General features: G+C 62.2%; 18 protein-coding genes and 2 tRNA genes. 9 read left to right on the top strand and 11 right to left on the bottom strand.

Annotated features, from left to right (window positions below; genetic code table 11):
* The first annotated feature begins 31 nt into the window (after nucleotides 1-31).
* Together KGJ62_00370 and KGJ62_00365 are read left to right on the top strand one after the other, a co-directional pair.
* Entirely contained in the window at nucleotides 32-703 is a 672-nt protein-coding gene (locus tag KGJ62_00370; GenBank protein ID MDE2125027.1) for a hypothetical protein, read from the top strand.
* Between the two features lie 23 nt (nucleotides 704-726).
* On the top strand, nucleotides 727-1,881 hold the full coding sequence (locus tag KGJ62_00365; protein ID MDE2125026.1) for a hypothetical protein: 1,155 nt from the start codon (nucleotides 727-729) through the stop codon (nucleotides 1,879-1,881).
* Here the strand turns inward: KGJ62_00365 and KGJ62_00360 are convergent.
* The 7 genes from KGJ62_00360 to KGJ62_00330 all read right to left on the bottom strand — a co-directional run bounded on the left by KGJ62_00360 (nucleotide 1,878) and on the right by KGJ62_00330 (nucleotide 12,341).
* Nucleotides 1,878-3,176, bottom strand: a complete 1,299-nt coding sequence (locus KGJ62_00360) for an alpha-L-fucosidase (protein ID MDE2125025.1) — start codon at nucleotides 3,174-3,176, stop codon at nucleotides 1,878-1,880. The two genes, KGJ62_00365 and KGJ62_00360, sit on opposite strands and share 4 nt — an antisense overlap.
* A gap of 62 nt (nucleotides 3,177-3,238) precedes the next feature.
* Nucleotides 3,239-5,044, bottom strand: coding sequence for an L-fucose isomerase (locus KGJ62_00355; GenBank protein MDE2125024.1), 1,806 nt, complete (start codon nucleotides 5,042-5,044; stop codon nucleotides 3,239-3,241).
* A gap of 143 nt (nucleotides 5,045-5,187) precedes the next feature.
* The gene (locus tag KGJ62_00350) at nucleotides 5,188-7,590 is read right to left on the bottom strand and encodes a hypothetical protein (protein MDE2125023.1); all 2,403 of its coding nucleotides are present in this window, start codon (nucleotides 7,588-7,590) and stop codon (nucleotides 5,188-5,190) included.
* Nucleotides 7,591-8,487 (bottom strand): phytanoyl-CoA dioxygenase family protein, encoded by an 897-nt coding sequence (locus KGJ62_00345; protein MDE2125022.1) that lies wholly within the window; start codon nucleotides 8,485-8,487, stop codon nucleotides 7,591-7,593.
* 67 nt (nucleotides 8,488-8,554) lie between these two features.
* Entirely contained in the window at nucleotides 8,555-9,349 is a 795-nt protein-coding gene (locus tag KGJ62_00340) for a phytanoyl-CoA dioxygenase family protein (protein ID MDE2125021.1), read from the bottom strand.
* A complete protein-coding gene (locus tag KGJ62_00335; GenBank protein MDE2125020.1) occupies nucleotides 9,346-11,403 on the bottom strand; it encodes a right-handed parallel beta-helix repeat-containing protein in 2,058 nt (685 codons plus the stop codon). The genes KGJ62_00340 and KGJ62_00335 overlap by 4 nt, the downstream gene beginning before the upstream one ends.
* Nucleotides 11,404-11,456: 53 nt before the next feature.
* The gene (locus KGJ62_00330) at nucleotides 11,457-12,341 is read right to left on the bottom strand and encodes a sigma-70 family RNA polymerase sigma factor (protein ID MDE2125019.1); all 885 of its coding nucleotides are present in this window, start codon (nucleotides 12,339-12,341) and stop codon (nucleotides 11,457-11,459) included.
* A 629-nt stretch (nucleotides 12,342-12,970) separates the two neighbouring features.
* On the opposite strand from KGJ62_00330, the gene KGJ62_00325 reads away from it, so the two are divergent.
* The 3 genes from KGJ62_00325 to KGJ62_00315 all read left to right on the top strand — a co-directional run bounded on the left by KGJ62_00325 (nucleotide 12,971) and on the right by KGJ62_00315 (nucleotide 14,377).
* Complete coding sequence (locus tag KGJ62_00325; protein MDE2125018.1) at nucleotides 12,971-14,113, top strand: hypothetical protein; 1,143 nt, start codon at nucleotides 12,971-12,973, stop codon at nucleotides 14,111-14,113.
* A gap of 88 nt (nucleotides 14,114-14,201) precedes the next feature.
* Nucleotides 14,202-14,282 (top strand) — tRNA-Leu (locus tag KGJ62_00320).
* A gap of 23 nt (nucleotides 14,283-14,305) precedes the next feature.
* A tRNA-Gly gene (locus tag KGJ62_00315) sits at nucleotides 14,306-14,377 on the top strand.
* A gap of 4 nt (nucleotides 14,378-14,381) precedes the next feature.
* Here KGJ62_00315 and KGJ62_00310 read toward each other — a convergent pair.
* A complete protein-coding gene (locus KGJ62_00310) occupies nucleotides 14,382-15,332 on the bottom strand; it encodes a S1/P1 nuclease (protein ID MDE2125017.1) in 951 nt (316 codons plus the stop codon).
* Between the two features lie 352 nt (nucleotides 15,333-15,684).
* Between KGJ62_00310 and KGJ62_00305 the strand changes: the two genes are divergently transcribed.
* From KGJ62_00305 to KGJ62_00290, 4 genes are read left to right on the top strand one after another with little or no spacing between them, the layout of a single operon-like run.
* Complete coding sequence (locus tag KGJ62_00305; GenBank protein ID MDE2125016.1) at nucleotides 15,685-17,394, top strand: AAA family ATPase; 1,710 nt, start codon at nucleotides 15,685-15,687, stop codon at nucleotides 17,392-17,394.
* Between the two features lie 35 nt (nucleotides 17,395-17,429).
* Nucleotides 17,430-18,089, top strand: coding sequence for a dTMP kinase (locus KGJ62_00300; GenBank protein ID MDE2125015.1), 660 nt, complete (start codon nucleotides 17,430-17,432; stop codon nucleotides 18,087-18,089).
* Nucleotides 18,086-18,415: a cyclic-di-AMP receptor gene (locus tag KGJ62_00295; protein ID MDE2125014.1), complete on the top strand. Its 330-nt coding sequence runs from the start codon at nucleotides 18,086-18,088 to the stop codon at nucleotides 18,413-18,415. Before KGJ62_00300 ends, KGJ62_00295 begins: the two co-directional genes overlap by 4 nt.
* 3 nt (nucleotides 18,416-18,418) lie before the next feature.
* Nucleotides 18,419-20,470, top strand: a complete 2,052-nt coding sequence (locus KGJ62_00290; GenBank protein MDE2125013.1) for a hypothetical protein — start codon at nucleotides 18,419-18,421, stop codon at nucleotides 20,468-20,470.
* Between the two features lie 329 nt (nucleotides 20,471-20,799).
* On the opposite strand, the gene KGJ62_00285 is transcribed toward KGJ62_00290, so the two are convergent.
* From KGJ62_00285 to KGJ62_00275, 3 genes are all read right to left on the bottom strand, one after another.
* Nucleotides 20,800-21,894 carry a dipeptide epimerase gene (locus tag KGJ62_00285; GenBank protein MDE2125012.1) on the bottom strand — a complete coding sequence of 365 codons (1,095 nt, stop codon included), beginning with the start codon at nucleotides 21,892-21,894 and terminating at the stop codon, nucleotides 20,800-20,802.
* Nucleotides 21,895-21,921: 27 nt separating this feature from the next.
* Nucleotides 21,922-24,111, bottom strand: a complete 2,190-nt coding sequence (gene topA / locus KGJ62_00280; protein ID MDE2125011.1) for a type I DNA topoisomerase — start codon at nucleotides 24,109-24,111, stop codon at nucleotides 21,922-21,924.
* A 380-nt stretch (nucleotides 24,112-24,491) separates the two neighbouring features.
* Nucleotides 24,492-25,970, bottom strand: a complete 1,479-nt coding sequence (locus tag KGJ62_00275) for an FAD-binding protein (protein MDE2125010.1) — start codon at nucleotides 25,968-25,970, stop codon at nucleotides 24,492-24,494.
* Nucleotides 25,971-26,089: the final 119 nt, after the last annotated feature.

Below are 26,089 nucleotides of genomic sequence, written 5' to 3'. Positions count from 1 at the left end.
CGTTAACCATGCTTTGCAGGAAACCTTTACGATGACGACCGGAACGGATGGCCCCGAGCCGGAACCGCGATTTGAGCGTCGTGCCACGCTGCGACTCGGCCAGAGAGAGCTGTCGCGAATCACGATGGGATTTGGTGCGCTGATTCTCGTAGGCGTGCTCTTCGGCATGTACCACGTCTACCTCAACTTCAAGTCGCAGCGTGATATTGTCATCGCCAAAGAGAACCTGCTGGCGCTCTATAAGGGCATGCGCCACTACGCCGACGATTGGGATGATCATCTGCCAACCGCATCCAAATGGACCGACGACGTTGCCGGCTACCTCTCTGCACCCAGTGATACGCCGGGTGGGGCGCTGGCGGCGTTACATGGCCCGGCGGATAACGGGACGGTCAGTTACGCCTTCAACATTCGGGCGTCGCGCTACAACCTGGCGCCCGTCGGCTCAGCAGAAAACCGTCACTACGTGGATCCGGCTACGCTGCCGCTCCTGGTTGAGCGGCTCAATGCACCGGCAAATGCCACTGTAGATATTCCGCCACAGGTAAGCGCTCAGGCACAGGCGGCCTTTCTGAAGCAGCTGCAGTTTGTGCACTACGCCTCCGATCCGAAGCACGCTTCAACTGTGGTGCTGTTCGCGAGCGGCAGCATTGTGGTGTATACGCGGAAGGATCTCGAGCAGTCTGGTGCAGGTGGCCCGTAGCGGCCCATCCTGAGGAGAAACACGTGGGAAGTGCCTACACACCCGGGTTGAAAGTCAGTTCGCGGACCACAATTCACAAGCTGCGACGCCTTCCACTCAAGGGCGACGTTATGGTGAAGGTGGGCGACATTGTTGCGCCCGATACCGTGGTCGCCCGTACCGAAATACCGGGCTTGATGCAGACGGTGAAGGTGGCCGAGCGGCTGGGCATCGAGCCTACCGACCTGATGGGTGCGCTGCGTATCGCGGAAGGCGATACGGTACAGGTAGGTGACGTGCTGGCCGAAACGAAAGGCGTGTTCGGACGCTACTTCCGAAGCGCGTTCAAATCGCCTGCCGCCGGCGTGGTGGAGATGATCTCCAGCAAATCGGGTCATGTTGGAATCCGCGAAGCGCCCAAGCCGGTGGAACGCGATGCCTACATCCATGGCGTCATCACCGAAGTGCTGCCGCGGGAAGGCGCCGTAGTCAGCTGCATCGGCGCGCAGATCCAGGGCATTTTTGGTGTGGGGGGTGAGCGGCAGGGCGACATCTCGGTGGTGACCGGCGGCCCGGACGAACCCCTTACTGCCGACCGGATCACGGCGGCCCATGCCGGCCGGATTATCGTGGGCGGATCCACCATAGAGCGCGCGGCATTTGACAAAGCCGCCGAGGTCGGCGCCGTGGGCATTGTTGCCGGCGGAGTGATCGATCGTGATCTGATGGACTACCTGGCCGCCGCACTCAAAACGCCCGGCTACGACATCGGCGTTGCCATTACCGGTACCGAGGCCATACCATTCACCATGCTGGTAACGGAAGGGTTCGGCCGGATCCCGATGGCCAACCGGACTTTCTCGCTGCTGCGGTCGCTGGAAGGGAAGCGGGCATCGATCAACGGCGCTACGCAGATCCGCGCAGGCGTTATACGGCCGGAGGTGCTGGTCTCACTCGAGGATTCCAGCGTCGAGCTGGCCCAGGAAAATGCGAATGAAGGAGGCGAACTCCGCATCGGCACGCCGATTCGCATCATCCGTGAACCGTATTTTGGCCTCCTCGGCGACGTGTCGGACCTTCCCCAGGAGCTGGTGATGGTTGAGTCCGAGACGATGGTGCGCGTGCTTCGCGCCAAACTTGCAGATGGGCGAGAAGTTACGGTTCCTCGCGCGAATGTGGAGATAATCGATCTGGGTTAACCGGCCGGCTCTTTCAGAAACAGCTCGATCACAGGTACCGTGACGCCCGGCCGCTGTACCGGAAGCTCCAGCGTGAGGTGCGTGGCCTCCTTGCCGCCGTGGCCGTTCTCGTCGCCCGATGAGTTCCGGAACTGAACCTCGCTCCCATCGTTCAGCAGCTGCGCATAATCCACCCGGTTCGCGAGCCCGGGAAGGTGCAGATGCCGGAATGGCCACGCGTAAATATGCACGTAAAGGCGGCTGCCGTTTTGCGTATAGCGGCAGTCGGACGGCGCGGTGAATTCCGACTGTGTGCAGCCCTCAATGGACCGCCGATGCAGCCGCATCCAGTCGCGGTACGCGCCCAGGGCAGCCACAGCGCGATAGTCGAATGTGCCGCGAGCGGTGGGGCCCACATTCATGAGCAGGTTTCCGCCCAGGGAAACGCTGTTGATCAGCATCTGCACCAGCTGCTCCGGTGACTTCCACGTCTGTTCGTCGCGATAGTAGCCCCAGGACCCACTGAACGTCTGGCATGCCTCCCATACCACGGGTTTGCCGTCTACATGCACCCATTTGTGTGGCTGCCACTGTTCCGGAGTGTGGATGTCGGCCATCGCGTTGGGTAGATCCAGCCGGTTGTCCACGATGATGCCCGGCTGCAGCTTCCTCACAAGCGCCAGCAGCTCCTCGCTCTCCCAATCATCGTGGCCCTTGCCCTTCATGCCGCGGTATTCGCTGCCGGGATAAGAGAAATCGAACCAGAGGATATCGACCTGGCCGAACTGGGTCAGCAGCTCGGTCACCTGATTGCGCATGTACTCGGCATACTTCGTCACGTCGCGCGTCTTGTTCATCTCGATGGCATCCGGATGATCGCGAAGCGGATGGATGCCGTCGATCGGAAACTCCGGGTGGTGCCAATCGATGAGCGAGTAGTAGAACCCTACGCGCAGCCCTTCCGCGCGAAAGGCGTCCACCATCGGCGTCAGCAGGTCGCGACCAATGGGTGTGTTGGGCGCCTTGTACGCTGTGTAACGCGTATCCCACAGGCAAAAGCCCTCGTGGTGCTTGGTGGTGATCACAAAGTACTTCATGCCGGCCTCGCGTGCCGTTCTGGCCCACTCTCGCGGCTCGTACAGGTCGGGTGAGAAGTGGTCAAAGTACTTCTGATACTGCTCCATCGGCGTTTTTTCGTGGTTGCGGACCCACTCATGGCGTGCGGCGGCCGAATAGGTGCCCCAATGGATGAACATGCCAAATCGGTCGTGCACAAACCACTTCGTATCGCCCTGTGTTGGCTCCGGATGCAGCATAGCGTTGAGGCTCCTTGATCCCGTCGTTCGGTGAAAATGGTGTCGGCCACGTCAACCCGAGATCAGCGGTACAGCGGACCGTACTCCTTGCAGGCGCGGTAATCCGCGTTTTGAAGCTCCAGGCCTCCGAATAGCGTCCATGAAGCCGGCCGGAATATCCGGTCGCTCTCCAGGTTGTGAAACGCCACGGGGATGCGAAGCATCGAGGCCAGAGCCGCCAGGTCACCGCCAATGTGCCCCACCGAGATGGCGCCGTGGTTGGCGCCCCAGGCATTCATCACCGAGTAGACATCGCGGAACGGGCCCTGACCGTTCAGGTTGGGAACAAACCACGTCGTGGGCCAGGTCGGATTGGTCCGGCGATCCAGCACATCGTGAACCTCCGGTGGCAGCTCCACGGTCCAACCTTCGGCAATGTTGAGCGCCGGGCCCAAACCTTTGGCGATATTGATGCGACACATGGTCACCGGCATTCCACCGCGCGTAAGGAAATCGGTGGAGTAGCCGCTGCCGCGGAAGTACTCGAGGATGCCGGGACACCAGCGCGTCTTCTGCAGGCAGCGTTCCGCATCCTCCCGGCCGGCCTCCCAGAATGGCTTGATCGCCGGTCGTCCGTCGGTCGTCTGCTCGGCCGTCCAATCGAGCGCCGCCGGCCCGGAGTTTATGAGATGAATGACGCCGCCTTCCGCGCGGCCCTGCAGCGTGTGCCCGGTAACGCGTAGAACCGCCTCCGGGCTCCAGTAGGTGCGCACGTCGGCAAACAGCTGCGCCGTGCCGGTGAGAAGGTTGCCGAACAGCATGGAGACCGCGTTGAGCGAATCGTTTTCCGTGGCGACCATGTAGGGCTGGCGGCTTCCGTTCCAATCGAATGAGGAGGTGAGGATCGCTTCGAGAAAGTCGCCGTTTGGCCAGTGATCCGTCCACTGCCGTTGGCCCTGAAAGCCTGCGGCGATCGCGTTATGACCTCGAGACTCCTCCAGAAATCCAAGATCCGCCAGGCGCCGATTGCCCACCATCAGGTCCCGCGCAATGAGTGCCATTTTGACCGAGAATACCCAGTCATCATCCTTCTGCTGCCGGGAGCGCTGCCGTTCCGGCGGATTCGGGTCGTCGCCTTCGGTGCAGTGGCTGCGCGTCCACGCAAGAGCTCGTTCAAGCTCCTCCAGGTCGAAGATGCTCAGATCGATCCTCCGGATAAACTCCGTCATATCCACGGCTTCGCACCGCATGCCGAGAAACTCTTCAAAAAAGCTGTGATCGACGATGGTTCCCGCGATACCCATTGAAATGCCGCCCATGCTGAGATACGAGGCGCCTCGCATGGTGGCAACGGCAAGGCCGGCACGCGCAAACTGCAGAATCTTCGCCTGCACATCGGCCGGTATCGCCGGGTCACCCATATCCTGGACGTCTCGCCCATAGATACCGAACGCCGGCATGCCTTTTTGCGTGTGCCCGGCCAGGGCCGCGGCCAGGTAGACGGCGCCGGGCCGCTCGGTGCCGTTAAAGCCCCAGATGGCCTTGGGCCGGTGGGGATTCATATCGATGGTTTCGCTGCCGTAGCACCACGATGGCGTCACGCTGATACTCAGCCCGGCGCCCTCGCGCAGAAACAGCTCCTCACACGCCGCGGCTTCGGCAACGCCACCGATGCAAAACGGCGGCATTATCGTTTCCACCGGCATGCCGCACGCGTGGCGGAGATTGCTTTGCAGCATTCCGGCAACGCTCCGCGCCAGCTGAAGCACCGGCTCTTCCAGCGACTCGCGTACGCCACCGTACCGGCCATCTATCACGGGGCGGACGCCAATTCGTGGCAAACTGCCGCGCAAACGGTTCCCTACGGATGCATTGACTGCTGAACCCATGCCGTGTCATCCTCCGGTCAATCTCAGGATGGCAGGCGGTTTTTGCAACACCGGTCGCCAACCCCCATACACTTCACGCCTGGCCATTTGAACTCCTTCAGGCGACGCGTGCGGTCAGCGGCGCGTGAAGGAAGCATGGCGCCCTATGGCATTTTCAGCCTCAACACGGTGAGCGACCATGGCGGAAACGTATAGTCGAATTTGGCCGATTGAACGTGCAGCTCGGCGTGGGTCAATCCTACTCGGGTTGGGTGATCGAAGCTATTGAACGCGTCCGGCTCACCGGCGGCCCGAGAGTCGGCTAGCGTGGTTACCTGCACGGTGCCCGGATGCCCGAACGCGCTGAAATCCAGCGGCCGCGCCACGCCCCGGCCCGATTCGTTGACGGCAAACACGGTAACGGTCTTTCGATCCGCCGATATCGTTGCGCTGATGTCCGGGTCCAGTTCCACGCCGGTCTCGGAGTCGATCTTCAGGGGATAGTCTCCGGCCATTGTGGAGTAGAGCTGCTGCGCATAGTAGGTCGGCGTAACCCACAGCGCGTGGTTATTCGTCTGAACTATTCCGCTGCAGAAGCTGTTGATCAGGTTAGACCGGTTTGCAATCACAACGAGATCGGAGTTGCGCTGCAGGAGGTTCTGGTATCGCGAGCAGGCAAGCGCATTCTCCAGCGTCCAGAGCCTGGCACGATGAACGCCTTCGTCTCCACCGGTCGTGTTCCACTCGGTAACGCCAACATGAATGTTCCGCCCGCTGCCATGTTTTTGGATCAGCTCGCGGACGCTCTCCAGGCCCTCGCGTGTGCCGATCATGTCGCCGATGTTGTAGTGATGGGGACAGACGCATGAGAGGTATTGTCCGGCCCCCTCGAGAACTCCGGGCGTGGGATACGATGACATGAGGCGGATGTTGGGGTCGGCTGCCAACATGGCACGGCAGAACTCCGGCAGTTCGGTCTCATACTCCTTGCTTGCGCGCTCGTTCCCAACCTGCCACCAGGTTATCCCGTATGGCTCTGGATGACCATTCCTGGCACGCAGTGCGCCCATCGGGGTAGTTACCGCGCCGTTGAAGTACTGCACTTCCTCGGCAGCATTCTCCGGAGTATTGTTCGTGGTGCGCACGCACATCAGTACCTTGGCGCCGACGAGGCCGCAAAACTGAACGATCTCCTCTAGCCCGGCGCCGGCAGGCTGCAGCCCGCCCCAGGCGCGGAATGGCGCTCGCTTGTCGGGATCGCCGATGGTTGCCTTCCAGTTGAACTTCCCGCGGGCAGGGTCGTCGAGGGCGCTGCCACCAAATCGGATGATCCGTGGCTTCAACGCGCGCACGGCCTTCACTACATCACGCCGCCAGCCGAGAATCGCGTCCGTGGGCGTCAGCGACGCGCTATCCAGCCACAGAGTTCCCGGACCACGAAACTCAATCGAGAGGGTTGCGTCGTTGGTCGTAGCAGCTGCGCTTAAAGTTGCGGCATACCGCGCCCACTTCGTAGTGGGCGTAAAATGGCACTCCGCAAGCAGTCGTGGTCCCCTATGGAGGCGCACCATCACCGGCCCAGAGACGCCATCCGCGCGCAGCCAGATATGGAACTTGCATGGTATGCGCCGGTTCACGGCGACACCATCCTGGGCAATTCCTGCCGTGGCCGGTGTGTTTCCGGTGATCGCGATTCGCTGCGATACCGCTCCGCTTACCCGCGTGGTGGAGTCGTGGCTGTATTCGCCGCGGTTCACCTCGCCGCAGGGGTACCACGGCTTTTCCTTGTAGTCGGTCTGGCGAATAAACTCAAAGTTGTACGGATCGGCGCCATCCGGCGGGCCCAGGCCTTCAAAGCTGCCATCGTACAGCTTCTCCGCCCACATCGCCGGTATCAGCGTGCAGAGGTACTCCACGAACTGCCCATATTGAAATCGGCTGATTCGGGCATTCTTGAGTAGCTCCGAAGTGATCTTGAGTGGCGCCATACTGGGGTCCACCTTTCTGATCCTCACACTCCTGAACCACGCGGTTCCGGTTCCGCCGCCGCCCGCCGCAAAGCCTGTGAAGAAGAGGCAGATGCGCGCGATGCCGTCTGAAGGAACGCGAAAGAAAACCGATACGGTCCGCCACGGCGAAGTTCCGTAGCGATTGGCTGATGCCGCAAGAACGCCCGTGCCGTTGTGGCGCTGCACCTCAACGGCCCCGCAGATCGGCGCGCCATGCGCGTCCAGGTCATCGGTGGCGATACCGGCCTCGATGCGATAGAACGCATGCGGCTGAAGGTGCAGCTCCTGTGCGACCGCGGTATCGGATGGCGCGCCTGAGTGGATTTGCAGCGCCGGCCCCTGACGGGATCCAATCGCGATTATCGGCGCCGCGCCATAGCTGGTTACCTGCCAATAAGTGAGGTCGGCCGTTGCGTTCAGGCGGCCTCCCTGAAGCGCAGCCGGCGACTGAGCCGCTGCGGTCGCGTGCTGCCCTGCCAGCAGCAGGATGCCGCCCAGCGCTGCAAACGTGCGCGCCGCGCGGCGGCGACGACAAACCTCTCCCGCGGGATCAGCCATTCAGCTGCCCGAGCCCGCTACCAGCTCATCGCGGGTTTTGCACGTGCGAAGCCACACCGAATCGGGGGCAGGAACGTACCCCTTCCAGGCATAGGGATCCGAGCCGGCCACAGGCACCACGCACCGCCGGTCTGCGGATGCAACGCTTTCGCCCTCGGCAATGCTCCACGGCAGCAGTGACCAGGCGTTGCAGTAGTGGTTGACCAGCACGCGCCGGTAGATGGAGCTTCGGTTGCGCGCCGATCGGTGTAACAGGTAGCCGTTAAAAAAGACCACGGTTCCGGCCTTTACCTCAACCGGTGTCTCGTTGCTGGTATCGAATCCGTAACTCTGTTGGCCCGTATCGAACTCGTCCGGTTGGCCGTGGTTGTGCTGCGGGTAGAGATATCCGGTCTTGTTCGAGCCGGGTATCACCCAGAGGCAGCCGTTTTCCACAGTGGCATCGTCCAGCGCAATCCACGCACCGATCAGGGATCTGTCTCGCGTGGGAATGTAGATTTCGTCCTGGTGCCACGCCTGGCCCTGGAATTGAGGCGGCTTGACGAACAGCATCGACTGCATGCACTTTACGCTGCCGTCCCACCAGGGCAGGTGCGCCGCCGTAACCTGAGAAAGTACGCCGCACACAGCCGGGTGCCGCACATACTTCTCCATAACCGGGCTTACGAAGTGCGGCTGATGGATGCAGAGGACGGTCGAGAGTACATCGGCGTCGGTGCTGCCCGGCGGCGCTGGAGGGATCTCCTTGCACGGATATTCGCCGCGCGCCAGGCGGATTGTGTCGGCGCGCATCTCGTCGACTTCTTCCGCCGTGACCAGGTTCGGCACCGTGACGAAGCCTTGCTCCACAAAGGCGCATACCTCGCTGGCGCTCAGCGGCTTCGGAACGTCGATCATCGGCCCCGGGGTCTGTTCCCGGTCGCTCTCTGGCATGGTTCAGGTCTCCAGTTTCCGGTCGATCGTTCTAACCGTATGCTCCGGCGCCGTGCAGCCCCAGCAGTCGCTTCCTGCGGGGATTCGCACGCTCCAGAATCTCCGGCGGTAACCGGTAGTTGATGAACGGATAGTAGCGCTGCGAGATGCACCGCCGGCCATATGGGGCTTGCTGAACCCACCGAATGCGGTTTGCGCTGCGGTTGGTAGCGCCGCGGTGCCAGGTCTGGTCGTTCCACATCACGGCTGTTCCAGCAGAGCCTATGGCGCTGACCGCGCTCCGGCCGTTGTAGGCCGGCATGCCGTCGGCGCCAAAGTCGGCGGACGTAGGCTGGCGTCCGCTCCGGTGGCTCCCCGGTACCAGTTGTGTTGGGCCGAGCTCTTCATCCACATCACACAGGTAGTAGTTGAAGTTCAGCACCATGCACGGAATCGGAATCCGATCATCCAGCGGCACGCCCTCGGGCCGCGGGAACCGAACTTCCTCATCCGCGTGCCAAGTGGAGATACCGTCGCCGGGCCCGGTGCGAAGCGCGCTGTTGGCGATCAGGTGGCAGTCGGAACCCAGGATAGCTTCAACCAGATCGATGACCGCCGGGTTATCTACCAGCGCCTCGAATGGAGCGCCATGCTCAAACATACGCGGTCGCCATATCTTGCAGAGGTCGGCGCCGTACGCCGCTTCCACATCGCACGGAACTTCGAACGCCCGCCGTACGCCTTCACGCAGTTCACCCGCCTGATCCGGCGGCAGAAGGCCCGGCAGGACGAGAAAGCCGTCTCGATGAAAGTCCGCCAGCAGGTCCGGTATCGCCGTTGGGTTCAAGGTCTTGCTCCATGCGGGGTTGGCGCCTGTTCGGTTCTTCCCATTTCGTCCACCGGCAGCTGCTGAAACCCCAATTGCAGCGGCTCGGCGCCGGGCGTAAGCCGGTAGTTGCCGTGGGCGACATCCACAAACATCCCCACGCTCCCGACCACGTTCTGGGCATCGCCGACCGACGCATGTGTAATGCCGTCCTGCAGCTGCAGCCAGCTGCCGCCGACGCACACGTTGGTACGTATCTGATTACCCAATGGAGCAGCCGGATCGTCGGCCAGGTATCGCGTCAGCTGCGGATACTCCACACTCCAGGGCGGACGCTGCCAGGGAACCGCGGCCAGGCCGTTCATGATGGTCGGGTCCTTACCGTTAAACCAGAATGACGCCCATCCCTGCCCGCGCGCGTCCACGCTGATGGCAGGATTGCAATCTACGAAAATGTTGTTCTGCACCACATTGTCGCGACCACCACCAATCAGCACGCCACGCCCGGCCCGCACGAACAGATTGCCTACCACCGTGACGCCACACGAGCAGTCGTCGAGGTAGACCGACATGACGTCGCCGAACTGCCCGTTTGGACTCACCCTCGGCTGAATATCGTGAAAGAAGTTGAACTCTACAACGTTGCCGCGCATCGTGGCGTCGCGGCCCATGTAAAACGCGCCGGCATCCGACGTCTGCTGGCACACGTGGTCAATCTCGTTGTAGCTGATGGTGTGGTTGTTTCCAGAGAGCAGGATTGCCGTGTGTGGCGCATCGTGAATATGGTTGTGCGATACCACGTTCCCAACGCCGGCCAGCAGCACGCCCGGCCGGTAGGTGTAGTCCCAACGATTGAAGCGCGTCAAATCACACTCCGTCACCGTGTTGTCGGCCGCATTCAGCGTTCGGCGATCACCGCCGGATAGCTGTACGGCGCCGTCGCCCGTGTCACAGACAACGCAGCTGCTCAGGCTATTCCGATGGCCGCGGGCGATTTCCACTCCTACAGTTCCCATATTACAGATCCGGCACGCAACCATGCGGTTATCGCGGCCGCCGGTGATCGTCACGCCGGCGCCGCGACCGTACGCAATCGTCAATCCGCGGAGCGTGGTGTTGCGGGTTTTTTGCAGCTGAAGTACCGGGGCAGTCTGCACGGAAAGTACGCACGAGCCCCGGCGTAGGGCCTCGGGCGGCCAAAAGTAGATGCGGTCTCTGGCCGGATCGAGTACATATTCACCCGCAGCCTTGAGCTCCTCCAGCACGTTCACCGCATAAAACCGGTGGCCCGCACTGTAGCCATATACGCCGTACGGCTGAGCCGTGGTAATGGTATGGCTCAAGCCATCGATTTTGGTCACCTGCTCGTAACTGTCGGCCCAGTTCCATGTCCAGAACCCGTGCACCCAGATGTCCTCTCCGGCCTGCCATCTGCCCGGCTCATCACCCTTATACTGAAACGTGGCGCCTGTGGTACCTCCCGGCGCCCCGGTAACGTCGGCCCAGCCAACAGCCGGCCAGCGCGCCAGCGCCATCGGCCGCTGGTTGTAAAACAGCTCCGCCTGCCTCGGCACAATCGGCCGGCCAAAGCCGGTTGCGCCAAGATCGCCGGTCTGGGTAACGCCACATGCGGCGAGGTTGCATTCCAGCACGTGCGACCGTGCGGATTCCGGCAATGCTTCCAAAACGCGCGGATCGGTGAGCCTGCGCCAGCGATCGAGCGTTACGCCGCCCGAGAGCACCACATGCGCATGAGCGAGGGGTTCGATCGTGACTGCGGAAGGTGACAGCGCGCCAGGCCGGGTTGCCAGTATCGTTGGCGCCGTTGATCGGTACACACCGCCCGACATGAGGATTCGCACCGCGCGGCCTGCCGATCTCTGCGACAGCCGCCACGCGGTCTGGAGAGTGGCTACCGGGCCGTCAGCGCCGTGACCCGATGCGTAGCGCCCGCTATTGGCGTCGCTGCCCGATGGCGCTGTAAACAGCGTCAGCGTTTTTGCCTGCAGCGGTACAGGCACGACGGGCTGCCGGGCTGCTGCTATCGCCGCGATGGTGAGAAGCGCTGGGATCATGGGCGGGTGAACTCAGGTTCCCCGCCCGGAATCCCACTTCCTCCGCGACCCGGCTAGCGGCCCAGAACCGCCTCGCGCAAGGCACGATGATCGGGGTGGTGGCGCAGTGCGGCAAGCGCCTTCAGTTCGATCTGCCGGGCGCTCTCGCGGGTCATCTCCAGCTTTTTGCCGATCGTCTCCAACGTGTGCGGCTCTTCGCCGCCCAGCCCGTACCGAAGCCGAAGCACCTGCTGCTCGCGTTCCGAGAGACGGGAGAGGGCGTTCTTCAGCGCTACGAGCTCCTCGGTTTTCATGGCCACCTGCAGCGGGCTGGGACCGTCGTTGTCGGCGATCTGGTCGGCAAGACGCTGTGAGTCTCGTGCCGGCGGCGGTGCGTCCAGCGAAACGGGTTCGCGGACGGCCTGAAGAAGGGATTGCAGCGAATCCGCCGGCATGCCACAGGCCGAGGCTAGTTCGTTGGTAGCGGCCTCGCGACCCAGGCTCCGCTCCAGCGCTTCACGTACCTTGCCGATTCGAGCGAGCTGATCGATAACGTACGACGGCAGCCGAACCGATCTCCCCGCGTTGACGACCGCGCGGGATATTGCCTGCCGAACCCAGTGCGTGGCGTAGGTGCTGAAACGGTAGCCCCGCGCGCGGTTGTACTTTTCCGCGGCCCGCATCAGACCGATCAAGCCCTCCTGCATCAGGTCTTCCATCGGCAACCCGCGATTCTGATACCGCAGCGCGATGGAAGCCACAAGCCGGTAGTTGGAGGCGATGAGCCGTTCGCGAGCACGGTCATCACCCTGCTCAATGCGGGCAGCCAGCGCCATCTCCTCCGCTGCTGTCAAGAGCGGTAATGTAGGCGCCAGACGACTAACCGGATACGCGGGCGAATTGGACCCATATGCCTGTGTGCCGGAGGACGGCGCAATCCGTAGAACTTGCGGTTGCAAGGTATCACTCTCCCCGGGGGGAACAGGTGATAGCGCGGAGCCAGGTGTTAAGCCAGGGGCCCGACGCCGCTAATTTATTAGACGCATCGAAGTGGCCCAATGGAGCAGATGCCGGGATTCGGACGAAGGTATCAGGCCCTGCTGTGTTAAACGTTGAGAGAGACTCGTCATAAAGCTGGAGACGAACTCCGTCTCCAGGGCCAGTTCTCTTGCGATCTCTCCCGGCGCGTAATCTGCGGCGGCCAGTTCGATAATGCGGCGCTGGTCGTGTGACAGCGAAGCGGCCAGGCGCTCGGAGGCCTGGCGCTGCACCCGGCTTTGCCGGCGATAGCGGGTGATGGAACGGGTTCTCAAGGTAGTGATGCAATGCTCAATGTGGCGGATTATGGCACAGTTTCTTTTCCGCGGCCCTCGACCCGCGGCAGGAACAGCTGCCGTGGTTAATGCGTCAATACCTTGTCAGTGGCGGAAGCGCGACACCGTGTCGCCTGAACAAACCTTTGGCCCGGAGTGCATCGATGCTGTGTAAGTGGTGCGGCATGGACAGCTCGACTGCAGACCAGTGCAGCTGGTGCCATCGCTCTCTAACCACAGTAACCGCAGCTGAACCGACGCATACCAGACCGAGCGTGGCGGCTATTGCCGAACCCGACGTGCCGAGCCCGGAAATCGCCGACCAGCAGCACGAAATCCCTGCGCCTGAGCCGACGACCAGTCCCACGAAGGCGCCGCATGCCGTGCTGCCGGCGCCTGCGCCGGGTGAAACCCGCTACAACGTCATCGGGTTGAAGCGAACTCCCGGCCCGTCCGGAGCCCGCGGTCCGACTCCCGGTGCGCGCACGCCGGCGCCGGCCGTTCCCGGGCCGATTCCGCTGCGGCGGCCGGCGCCGGCGCCCCGGCATTCAGCCCCTGCGGCGCCGGTCCAGCAGCCCTCTCGCGTTCAGCCTTCGGGGGGTGCCGCGCCGGCCAGCAATCGCGCCGCACTGCCCGCAGCGCTCACTGCGGCGCCGCTGCTGGACGGTACTTCCGAGTCAGCCGAAACCGCGGTTAACGCGGCTGCGGACCTGAATGTACCGCCGATAGGAACGTTTACGCCCACCAAGTCAAAGTACTACGTTGGCCATGTGGTGGACCCGGTTTCCGGCACCGTGTACGATGCCGACTCCGGCCGACCTACAGATGCCCCGCCACGGATGCCGCCATCCGCGCCGGTGGTGCGGCAAGGCGGGCCCATGGCGGAGCCGGCCGTGGAAGCTCCGGCAGAAACACCGTACATGGTGGCCGTCTTCCGCTACGCGGTGGTCCTGCTGCTCATCGTGCTGGTTGCCGGGTTCCTGACCCGGACGGCGCCAACGGCCCAGATGTTTGCGATAACCCTCTTTGGCTGCACGTTCCTGGGCGGCGTACTGCTGCCCGTGATGGGCGTAGGGCCATGGCAGGATGAAGATGCCTCCGACTGGGTATGGTTGGTCCTTCTCACGCTGGTCTTCGGCCCATTGGTGTCGCTTGCCGCATATTGCGTCGTCTGCATGGCGCGCTGGGATTCCAATCCCAGCGTGTTTGGCTGTTTTGTGGTGGCGCTTGTGGCACGCATTGCGTGCGGAATCGGAATCTCAGCCGGCAGCACCGCGCCGGCGTGGACGTGGCAGATGATGCCGTTCGTAGCCACAGGCGGTCACTTCTCCCTCTTCTCACTCGCGCTCAATTGGGCCGGCGCCGTTGCGCTGCTCGGCTGGATCGTTGCGAATCTCTTTCACAAAATGGACGAGTAGCCATAGTAAGAGCCACCAGCCGGAGTGCCGCTTGACTCGTTTTGCGCTATCGGGTTAAATAGGAACCCGGCGCCTGTTTGCCGGCCACGGGCGAGTGGTGAAATGGTAGACACGCTGGTTTTAGGTACCAGTGCTGAAAGGCGTAGGGGTTCAAATCCCCTCTTGCCCACATTTCAGCGGTTGGCGGATCGTGCGGGAATAGCTCAGCGGTAGAGCGCCTCCTTGCCAAGGAGGAAGTCGCGAGTTCGAACCTCGTTTCCCGCTTCTTTCAAGCTCGGCGACCGGCTTTCCGGTGCGCCGGGCTTTGCGTTTTCGATCGTGCAGTCCCATGGGATGGCCATATTGCATTGAGCAGGGCCGCAAGCCGGTAACCGGCCCAGGCAATTCGACGCCGCGCTATCGCAATACTGGCCGGCGCATATCCAGCCGGAACAGGCGCCTCTTCGACCAGGCCCGCATACACCTCGGTCCGCGCAATATCGAAGCTCTCGTGTGCCCACGCGGAGTAGTTGTACGGGCCACCCGCGGCCCAGCCACCGGCAGCCGGGGGAAACTGACGGACGATTGCAGCGGCTGCGGACTGTATCGTAGAGGCCGCCGGCGCTGCGCCATGAGAACCATTGGGCGGGAAATCACCAAGCCCCTCATCCCACCAGGCATGCAGCCGGATGTGCCGAACGCGGCCGCGGTAACCCGGAATCGCAACCCAGAAGTCGTTACCACCACGGTCGCCTTCCGGATGCGCAGCGGTTACGCGCGTGGCACAGTGCAGAGGCTGGTGGATATCGCCCACAAAGTGGATCACGAAACGCAGCGCCTCGGCCTTCTCCGCGTCGCTCGTCGTGTGGCTGGATAGGATGGCGACCAGTGGCGGCAGCGCCGTTACGATATTGTGCGGCGCCGGAAGGTCCCTGGGCGTTGGAGAGCCGTCGCCGCTGAACGGATAGTCCACGAAATGTAGTGGCGCCGACCAATGGAAACCCGGCTGGCGGCGGACCTGGTCGGCCCAGTACGATGCATCCAGGAAGTTGAGGTTAGCGTTGCCGGCATAGCCCGGCGCCGCAAGCAGGTGCGCGGCTTCAGCGCGAGCGACAGCGTTCATACGAGACCACGCGATTGCCGCGATCATCATGTGACCGGCATCGCCCCACGCCCCACAAGCCATGGGTATGGTCGCGAGTACCAGCGTGGATGCCGCTGTTCCAATCAATCGTCGCATCTATGCCCCTGGTTTCTGCGCGCTCACTCCAAATCGGGACCAGCCTCCAGTGTACTCGCGGGGCGGACGAATTTCCGGAAAGTCCGGCCGGCATGTGGCGGGAGCGAGCGAGCGGCATAAAAATGGCCCCTGCCAGGCGGCAGGGGCCTTCGATTATGGTAAATCGAGAACTGAAGTGATTCAGAATTGCATAGAGACTTGCGTGACCTCTTTCGTTGCCGAAAAGGGCAAACGGGTTCACAGGTGGTGTGGTTGGATACGGCGGAATCCCAGCCACCGCCCCGAACGTATATAATATGCATGCCGGCTGAACCGCAGATGGTGCTGCGCAGCCGGCGGTTGCCACCCTAACATGATTCCACATCAGCCAAACAGCAGGCTAATAGCCGGGCGGGACGAGGTGCAGTTCGGCGACGAGCAGTTGATTACCGATAACCTGGATCAGCTTCTCGCCGTGCTTCCGGACGAGATTCGCGCACCCATTGTTGGTCACCCGGATACGGGCAGCCTGCTCGAGATCGTGATGGATCTCGGGCGTCACGCCGAGGCGCGGTTTGCCGATGAGATGTTTGAGCTGAGCACGGAGCCGGTCACCGACGAACAGATCGCCTATGTGGTTGACCGGGTCGGCTCATTCGGCAAAGACAATCGCGCCGGCATCGCCCGAACGCTGCATCGCATCTCGGCAATCCGTAACCGGCAGGGCCGCATTGTGGGCCTTACCTGTCGAATCGGGCGCGCGGTGTACGGCACCATCCGGATCATTCAGGATGTGGTGCAGAGCGGGCACAGCATCCTGATCCTGGGACGCCCGGGGCGTGGTAAAACCACGAAACTCCGTGAAACGGCCCGTGTCCTTTCCGATGACTTCCGGAAGCGTGTTGTAATTGTCGATACAAGCAACGAAATTGCAGGCGATGGCGATATACCGCATCCCGGCATTGGTCGCGCCCGCCGGATGCAGGTGGCGACTCCCGAAGAGCAGCACAGCGTGATGATTGAGGCGGTGGAAAACCACATGCCCGAAGTGATTGTTATAGACGAAATAGGTACGGAAGCCGAGGCGTTTGCGGCCCGGACGATTGCGGAGCGCGGTGTACAACTGATTGGGACGGCGCATGGCAACAGCCTCGAAAACCTGATGATGAACCCCACGCTCTCCGATCTGGTTGGCGGAATCCATGCCGTCACACTATCGGACGACGAGGCACGTCGCCGGGGCACGCAGAAGACCGTACTGGAGCGGAAGGCGCCGCCGACATTTGACATCGTTATAGAGATTATGGCGATGGACAAACTGGCCATCCACCACAACGTTGAGGGCACGGTCGATCGGCTTTTGCGTGGCGGAATGCCACAGCCCGAGATTCGTGTCCGCTCCGAGACCGGCGATATCAAGGTGATTCAAACCGCCGATGTCATCCTGCCCCGCGATCCGCCCGGTGAGCCGGTGAATCCATTCCTCTTGTCGGACGCGCCCGGCCGGCCGGTGGTCAGGCTCGAGCGCCGTCCGCCGGAGCCTCTGCGATATGAAGCTCCTCCAGGCACGGCAATGCGCATCTTTCCCTACGGCGTAAGCCGCAACAGGTTGGAGCGTGCCATCGCCGAGCTCCGAGTGCGCGGCCAGATTGTGCGTGAACTATCGGAGGCGAATGCCGTGCTGGCGTTGAAGGAGAGCGTGAGAAAACAACCGGAGCGCATGCGCGAAGCGGCCAACCGCCGGGTGCCGATCTACATCATCAAGAGCAACACCTTTGCACAGGTGGCCTCCGGAGTGCGCGATGTCTTCAAGATGGGGCCGCCATCTGAGACTGCCGGCGAAGAGGTGGATGACGCGCTTCAAGATACAAGCGACGCCATCGACTTCGTGATTGCCAATGGAACGCCTGTCGAGTTGGCCCCTGCGAACAGCTATATCCGGCGCCTGCAGCACCAGCTTGCCGACCGTCACCAGCTCCATTCTGAGAGTATCGGTGTAGAGCCCAGGCGGTACGTCCGGATCATGCCGCGTGATCCCGACTTGCCGAAAGCCGCTGGTATAGAGCGCGCTACAACGATCTAGCAGCGGCCTCTCCGCTCCACCACGGCTTCACAACCATGCAAAGCTCGATACCCGGCGTCTTTATCAGCCTCGAAGGCGTTGACGGTTCGGGCAAAACAACCCAGGCTGCACGGCTGTGCGCGGCGTTGCAGCGCGACGGGGAGCACGTTCTGGCTACGCGTGAACCAGGTGGCGATTCCGTGTCGGAGGCGGTCCGCGCATTAGTCCTGGCAACCGATGTTACCGCGCCGGCCGAGCTCCTTCTGTTTCTGGCAGCACGGGCCCAGCACGTCGCAATTCAGTTGAGACCGTTTCTGGAGGCCGGAGGGGTCCTGATATGCGACCGCTACGCCGACTCCACCGTGGCCTACCAGGGATACGGTCGCGGCCTCGATCTTGACACCATCGCAACGATCAATCGCTTTGCTACCGGAGGCCTTATGCCGCATCTGACGGTGCTGATCGACCTCGACCCAAAGGTCGGTATGGCGCGACAGCAGCAGGCCAATCGCATGGAGCGCGAGCCGCTCGCGTTTCACCAGCGTGTTCGCGATGGGTACGCTGTGATGGCCCGGGCCGAGCCCGACCGCTTTGCAGTTTTCGATGGCTCGCTGCCATCGGAACAGCTGCAAGAGTCGATCTATGAGCGCGCGGGTGCGGCCATTGCCACCATACGCGGCAGTACAGCACGCATCACGGAAGGAGTCATCCAATGAAGCTGGTAATTACAGTGGTCCACGACCGCGACAAGAACAAGATTACCGAGGCGCTGCTCCGCAATGGGTTCAAGTTTACAAAAATCGGCAGCACCGGCGGCTTTCTCCGGGAAGGCAATGTTACGCTGCTCATCGGAGTGCAGCCGGATGAAGTGAACCGCCTGGTGGACGTCATCAGCGACAGTTGTAAAACGCGAGAGCAGTTTGTCAACGTCCTCCCACCAGACGCCGCACCAGTCGGTACTTTTATGCCGAGCCCCGTAAAGGTTCTGGTGGGCGGCGCCGTCTGTTTCGTGGTGGATGTGGAGCGCTTTGAGCGATTCTAGACTATGGCCCTACCATTCAACGCCCTCTGTACGCTTACGCTCATGGTGGCACAAACCAATCCACTCACACCAAAACTTCCGCTGCCTGGATTGACAGTCCACCAGTTTCCCCAGCGCATGTCGGCTCGATATACCGCCGCCGACGGCCTGCCGGCCGGCGCCTTCACCATAGTTCGGCTTGAAGGCGCAGGCGTACAGGTCAGTGGCCCAGCCGGCTCCGCCCTCTTCACCAACGGTCGCTGGAAGTCCGGCCCGCCGGTTGCAGCAGCAGCGATCGACGTGTCGACACCCGGCCTGCCCACGGGCGTGCACGCCATCCAGGTTGCAAAAGCAGCGGACGGAACAGAATGGGTGGTCACCGATAGAGGTTTGTACCGCTCCATGGCTGGGCGGTTGCGCCCGTTTGAGTTCCCAACCAGCTACCTGACCGCGCAGGCGACGATCAATCCGGATTCCATACCCTCCTGCGTAGCGGTTGACGCCAATAACACAGTCTGGATCGGAACGCAGCTTGGGATTTATGCCACAGATGGCGCCAACTGGTGGAATCCCATAAACCGCGAGGAGGGATTGCCATTTGAGGATGTGACCTGCATGGCGTTTGGTCCGCGTGGGGAGCTTTGGGTTGGCACCAGCCAGGGCGTCTGTCGCATGACCAGCGCCGGGCGCTGGATGTACTACAACGGGCCGCGGTGGCTGCCGAACAGCCGGGTGAATGCTATCGCCGCTGCACCCGACGGTTCCGCGTGGGTGGCCACAAACGACGGCGTAGCGCACCTGTACGACCGGGAGATGACGCTTGCGCAAAAGGCCGAGCACTATCAGAAGATAACCGACGAACGGCACAACCGGTACGGGTTTGTAACCGAGAGCATTCTGAAGGTGCCCGGGCGCCCCGAAAAGGGCGTGACGTACGAAGCCAGTGACAACGACGGGCTCTGGACGGCCGTGTATGTGGGCGCTGAGTCGTTCCGCTGGGCGGCAACGCACGATCCGAAGGCGCGAGAACTGGCGCACAAGAGCATGTGGGCGATGATGGACCTCATGAATTACAGTGGCGTACCGGGTTTTCCGGCGCGGGCCATTTTTCACAAAGGCGAAACCGTTGACGGTTACGATCCGAATGAGACGGTTCGCCTGCCCGGTGAAACCGATAAGATCTGGTACCAATCTCCCGTCGATCCCAACGTGATGTGCAAGCAAGACACCTCCAGTGATGAACTGGATGGTCACTTCTTCGCCTACTCCGTCTACTACGACCTGGTCGCGGACGCTGCCGAGAAGCCGATACTGGCCGCGCACGTCCGGGCGATCATGGATAACCTGCTAAGTCATAATTACAACCTGGTTGGGCCTACGGGACGGCGCACACTCTGGGGCGTCTTTGGCCCGCAGGAACTCAACGATAACCCCACGTGGTGGGAAGAGCGCGGTCTGAACTCGCTTTCGGCGCTAACCTACCTCACCGTGACCGCCCATATCACCGGCGACCCGAAATATACCGCCGCGTTGAAGGACCTGATTGAGCATCATCACTATCTGCTCAACTCGGTGTACGAAAAGATCGCAGACCCGTGGTACATGGAGAATCACTCCGACGACCAGATGGCATTCATGTCACGATGGGCCATAACGCACACCACGACGGATCCCGCCACTCGAACGCAGCTGATTCTGGGGCTGAACCGCAGCTGGAAATCTGCCAGACCCGAGCGCAGCCCGTTTTTCAATTTTGTCTATGGCAGCGTCACCGGCGCGCCCTGCGACGTGCCGCAGGCGGTTCAATCGCTGGAAGATTGGCCGTGGGAGTTGATGAACTGGCAGTGCACCAACACGCAGCGAGCCGATGTTGGCTTCCGCTCGGTAAACATCGATGCGGATACCAAAGTCGAGACGACGCGGGTGCTGCCATATTCGGAGCGCGTTATCATGCAGTGGAACGGTAACCCGTATGAGCCGAATGGCGGCAGTGTGAACGGTAACGCCGAGGACGACGGTTCCGCGTGGCTGCTTCCATACTGGATGGGCCGATACTACGGATTTATCCGCGAGTAGCGATTTCGATACTCCTCACGGGCCCGCCTCGATGCCCTGACCCAGCGGACCGCGCTTGAGGCGCCAATTGACCGGATGTGGCGATCAGGCTCAGCCAACCTGGTTTTTGCCGCATGCCGGTTGACGGCAACCACAGACGCCGGAACTGCTGGTCTAGTTCAGCGTGCCGCAGCTTGGCAGGGCCGGTACCCGCCTCGTGCCGCCGGCGGCGGCTTATACTGTACGCGGCTGCAAATCCCTGGAGGCGGCCCGCATCAAGCCTCTTGTTCCCGCCGAATCAACGGCGCCTTAACGGGAACAATGGCACATTTCCCAAACGATACCAATTGCTACATCGGTGCGTCATTGCCACCGGCTGTCGAAAGCTCGGGGCCGCAGCCGTCGGCGAACTCCAGCCAGCCGCCGATTTGCCGGAAGCAGGGGTTTGGTCCATTCTCGTTGACGAGCATGTGACTGTCGAGATCCACATAATCAAACGCGCCGGTGCCGAGTACTATCGCCAGCGACACTGCAATGGACCGGCGCGTCTCCAGCATGCAGCCCATCATGATTTTGCGGTCGGCAGCGCGGGCAATCGGGATTATCTGCAGCAGGCCGTCGATACCGCATTTGTTAGCCTTCAGGTTCAGTCCGGCAACTTCCGTGGTTGAGACGATCCTGAGCGCCTGCTCCGGTGTTTGGCACGATTCGTCGGCGAACACGGGTATCGGGCTGTGAGCCGCCACATGCGCCAGTCCATCCAGGTCCTCCTTTGGCGTTGGTTGCTCAAAGAACTCCGTGCTGATGCCGGTCGCCGCCAACCGGTTGACAAACGCCAAAGCGCCATCGACCGAGAATGCCTGGTTGGCGTCAACACGAAGGCGGCAATCCGGCGCGGCCGAGCGGATCTCCGCCAACCGTCGCAGATCGGCATCCGCGTCGCCGCTCAGCTTCACTTTTAACCGTCGCATACCAAGCTCCGATGCGTGGCCGGCAAGCTCTCGCGACTCACCGCAGATCGGGATGGTCACGTCCGTTTCCACTCTTGTCAGCGCGCCACCAAGCAGGGTTTGCAGCGGCTCACCGCGCGCAAGGCAAAGGCCGTCCAAAACCGCCATCTCCATGCCGCATCGCGCGGATGGACTGTTCGGGGCAGCGGCGGCAATCGCGCGAAACATCTGGTTGTAGCGGCGGATATCCAGGCCAATGAGCGCGGGTGCGCACGTCTCCACCGCCAGCAGCACGCTCTCGGGCGTTTCCCCGGTCACATACTCAACCGGCGTGCTCTCTCCAACACCAGTCTGGCCGCAACGGAGCGTTATCGTCACACGTACCGCAGCAGCTGCGCTGCGCGATCCACGTGCCGTCGTAAAGGGCCGGTGAAGCGGAGTCTCGAGCGGGGCTGCCGTTATGGAGGTTACGATCGTCGCGTCGGATTGCAGCATCGGGTGTGGCGCGCCGGTCCGCGGCGCCTAGGACGCGCCGCCGGTCCGCGGACGTGCTGGAGGCTTGCCGGCGCGCGACGAGGTGCGCCTGGCAGCCTTCTGGCCCCATTTGCACTTGAACTCCTGGTCCGGCTCCAGCGACTGGTCCTCGCGAATCTTGAGCGCGGTGCGGCACTTCGGGTAGTTGCTGCACCCCAAGAACGGCCCGTAACGGCTTTGTCGCACGACCATTACGCCACGCCCGTCGGGGCACGTATGCGCGGTGGCATTCGCTGGCAGAGCCGGCGCGCTTTGATCCTTCTCCATGCCGCACGCAAAGTTAGGACCGTCCAGCGGCTCACCGGCCTCATTTATCTGCAGCAGCTTGCGGCACTTCGGGTAGTTGCTGCACCCCAAAAAGGCGCCGTAGCGCCCTTTGCGAAGGAGCATTTTCGCGCCCGTAGCCGGACAGACATAATCGGTCTCCACGGGCGGCGGTTTCTGGTTTTCCATGTTTATCTTCGCCTCGGCAATGCTTTCGGCGAAGGGCTGGTAGAAATCACGTACCAGCGTGACCCAGTTGGCCGTGCCTTCCTCAACCTCATCGAGATGAGTCTCCATCGCGGCTGTAAACCCGATGTCTACCACCGTAGGAAAGTGTTTGACCAACTGATCGATCACGGTGGTTCCGAGCTCCGTGGGGTAGAAGCGCTTCTCACGCAGCTCGGCGTACCCACGATCCTGAATAATCGAAATGGTGGCGGCGTACGTGCTTGGCCGGCCGATGCCTTTCTCTTCCATCGCGCGAACCAGAGTAGCTTCCGTGTAGCGAGGCGGCGGCTCGGTAAAGTGCTGCTTCGGCTCCAGACTCAAAAGGTCCAGCAGCTGCCCGACTGTTAGTGGTGGCAGCGGGGCCTTGTCTTCGTCGCGCTCTTCATCCGTATCTCGTCCTTCCGTGTAGACCCGCATAAAGCCATCGAATCGAACGATCGAGCCGGTAGCGCGAAAAACGTACGGATGCCCAGCGCTCGCCGCGGTGGTCGCCGCCACGTCCGCCGTCGTAACATCCAGGCGCGCAGGGTTCATCTGGCTGGCTACAAACCGCAGCCAGATGAGCCGGTAAAGCCGCTGCTGGTCGTTATCCAGCCGCCGGTCCATATCCGCCGGTGTGCGGAATGCCGAGGTTGGGCGGATAGCCTCGTGCGCGTCCTGAGCGGAAGCCCGGCTCTTGTACTGGCGAACCGCGGCAGGCACATACACGGCGCCGTAGCGCTCGGTGATGAACGCACGCGCCTCGGCCTGCGCCTCCGCGGCCACGCGCACCGAATCGGTTCGCATGTAGGTAATCAAGCCAACGTGGCCGTCCGCGCCCAGGTCAAGTCCTTCGTACAGGCTCTGCGCAACCGCCATCGTGCGCTTGTTACTGAATCCCAGCTTCCGCGCAGCCTCCTGCTGTAAGGTGCTGGTGATAAACGGCGCGGGCGCGTTGCGCTTCTGCTCGCGCACCTTCACGTCGTCAACGCGCCACACTGCTCCATCGATTGCGCCGAGTACTACGTCGATGTCACCCCGGCTTTTCGGTTCGACGCGCTCGCCGGCGCGGCTGTGCAGCTTTGCCGGAAACGGAAACGGATCGACCGGCGGTTGAGGCGTGAGATTGGCGGTGAGCGTCCAGTACTCTTGTGGCTCGAACGCCTGAATCTCACGCTCGCGGTCGCATATCAAGCGTACCGCCACCGACTGTACTCGGCCGGCAGAGAGGCCGCGCTGAATCTTGCTGGAGAGGATCGGCGAGAGTTTGTAACCGATGAGCCGGTCGAGTACGCGACGTGCCTGTTGGGCGTCCACCCGTTTCAGGTCCAGGTCACGCGGATGCTCCAGCGCCCCCAGGACGGCTGCTCGCGTGATTTCGTTGAACTGGATACGGCGGGCATCGGTGAGATGGAGCGCCTCCGCCAGGTGCCACGCTATCGCCTCGCCCTCGCGATCCGGATCGGACGCCAGGTAGACATTGGCTGCTCTGCGGGCGGCGCTCGCGAGCCGCTGGAGCAGATCACGCCGGTCTGGGATCGCCTCATAAGCCGGTACAAAGTCGTGCTCAACGTCGACGCCCAGGCGGCGCTTCGGCAGGTCGCGGACGTGGCCGTTACTCGCCATAATCTCATAACTGTCACCCAGAAAGCTGTGGAGCGTTCGGGTCTTGGCAGGCGACTCCACAATAATCAACGATTTCGGCATGCTGCAGGTTTACCTCAATGGGCGGAACGGATGTTGCGCCCGCCCAAGCTTGATCCGTGGCGGGGCGGCTTATCTTACCACTGTGCGTGTTTACGAAGTCAAGAAAGGATTCGTTGCTGCTGCGGTGCCCCGATTTCGGCCGGGCGCTTGTGTCGACCTCTGCGAACGGAGTTGCCACATCTCGTCATGATGGAACCGCAAGAGCATGTTGTATCTGGATACGATCGCCTGATGGATAGGTTGTGCCGCCTTCTCCCGTGCTGCCGTTTTCGGCCGCAGCAGCATGGAGAAGTCGTGAGGCGGGCGGGTTGTGCCGCTCAAAGCGGCGGTAGCAAACGGGCAGCACCTTAAAAGCCGGGCGTGAGCGCAGGTGCGCCCCTCTAAACGGCCGCGCCGCGCGCCGCGCCCCGTACCAGCCGGGGTCCGTGCGCCGTCTCCCAGCAGCGCTTTGCTTCGGGCAGCACCTTGCCGGGATTGCACAAATCACTGGTGCCGAACGCGGCCTTTATGGCGTGCATCAGGCTCAGGTCGTCGTCGGTAAACATCCACGGCATCGCGTCCATCTTCTCTACGCCAATGCCGTGCTCGCCTGTGAGCGAGCCACCCGCATCAACACAAAGGCGAAGGATTTCGTGCCCGGCTTTCACCACGGCCGCCACTTGCGCCGGGTCCCGCTCGTCATACATCAGGTTTGGATGCAGGTTGCCGTCGCCGGCGTGGAAAACGTTTCCGACCTGCAGTCCGTGGCGTTCCGCGATGGCGCGCACTTGCAGCAGCACCTCCGGCAAGCGTGTACGTGGAATCACACCATCGTGCGTCACCATACTTAAGCCCAGGCGCCCCAGCGCGCCGAATGACTGCTTCCTGGCCTTCCACAGACGTGCACGGTCCAGTTCCGAGGCCGCGTGGCGAACCTCGCGGGCGCCGTTACGGCGGGCGACATCGGCCGCGCGCTCCGCTTCGGCATCCAGCCCCGCCTCCAACCCGTCTACTTCGATGATCAGAACAGCCTGAGCATCCAGAGGAAACCCGAGGTGGAACGCCTCCTCGCAGGCCCGGATAATAAAGGTATCAATCATCTCGAGAGCTGCAGGCAGAACTCCCGCTGCGATGAGTTCGGAGACCGTTTGCGTCGCGCCGGCCGGGTCCTCGTAAATCGCAAGCAGCGTACGCACCGCCTGCGGCAAGGGTGTGAGCCGCACCGTCACCTCGGTCACGATGCCGGTAGTGCCCTCCGCTCCGACAACGAGGCCAACCAGGTCGAAGCCCGGCGAATCTTCCGCCTTGCCGCCCAACTCAACCACCTCACCATCGGGCAGCACCATCACCACACCGGTGACGTGATTGGTGGTCACACCATATTTCAGGGTATGTGGGCCGCCGGAGTTCTCGGCCACATTTCCGCCTACCGTGCAGGCGCCCTGGCTGGATGGGTCCGGCGCATAGTGGAATCCTTGCGACTTCACCGCCTTTGTGAGCCAGGTGTTGACGCAGCCCGCTTGTGCCCTCAGGCGGCGGTTTTCGATATCGACTTCAAGAATCGCGTTCAGCCGGACGGTGGAAATCACAACGCCGCCCTCGATGGCGGTGGCGCCGCCGGAGAGGCCCGTACCGGCGCCGCGCGGTGTAAATGGAACGTTGAACTGGTTGCAGAGGCGGACAATGGCGGCTACCTGGTCGGTACTGTGAGGGAGCGCCACGGCGTCGGGAGACATCTTTTCCGGCCCGTACGCATCACAATCGTACGCGCGCATCGATGCCTCGTCGATGAGCACCGCCCGATCTCCGAGTAGGCACCGGAGCTCCTGTCGCAAAGCGACGACGGAGGATGGTTGCGTACTGTCGGTTACGTTAGCCATGCTGCTTGGTGCGGACGCTGATAATGGATCGCGTGGGGTGAGGCCGTGAGAGTGTACCGCACGGCGCAGGCAGGCGCCGGCTGGCGGCGCTCGTGTGCGGATGCCAGCCCTTGTGAATC

Source organism: Armatimonadota bacterium (genome assembly GCA_028871815.1).
Taxonomy (GTDB): Bacteria; Armatimonadota; Chthonomonadetes; order Chthonomonadales; family Chthonomonadaceae; genus REEB205.
Note: the sequence above shows the minus strand (reverse complement) of the source record. Positions and strands in the feature narration are given on the sequence as shown.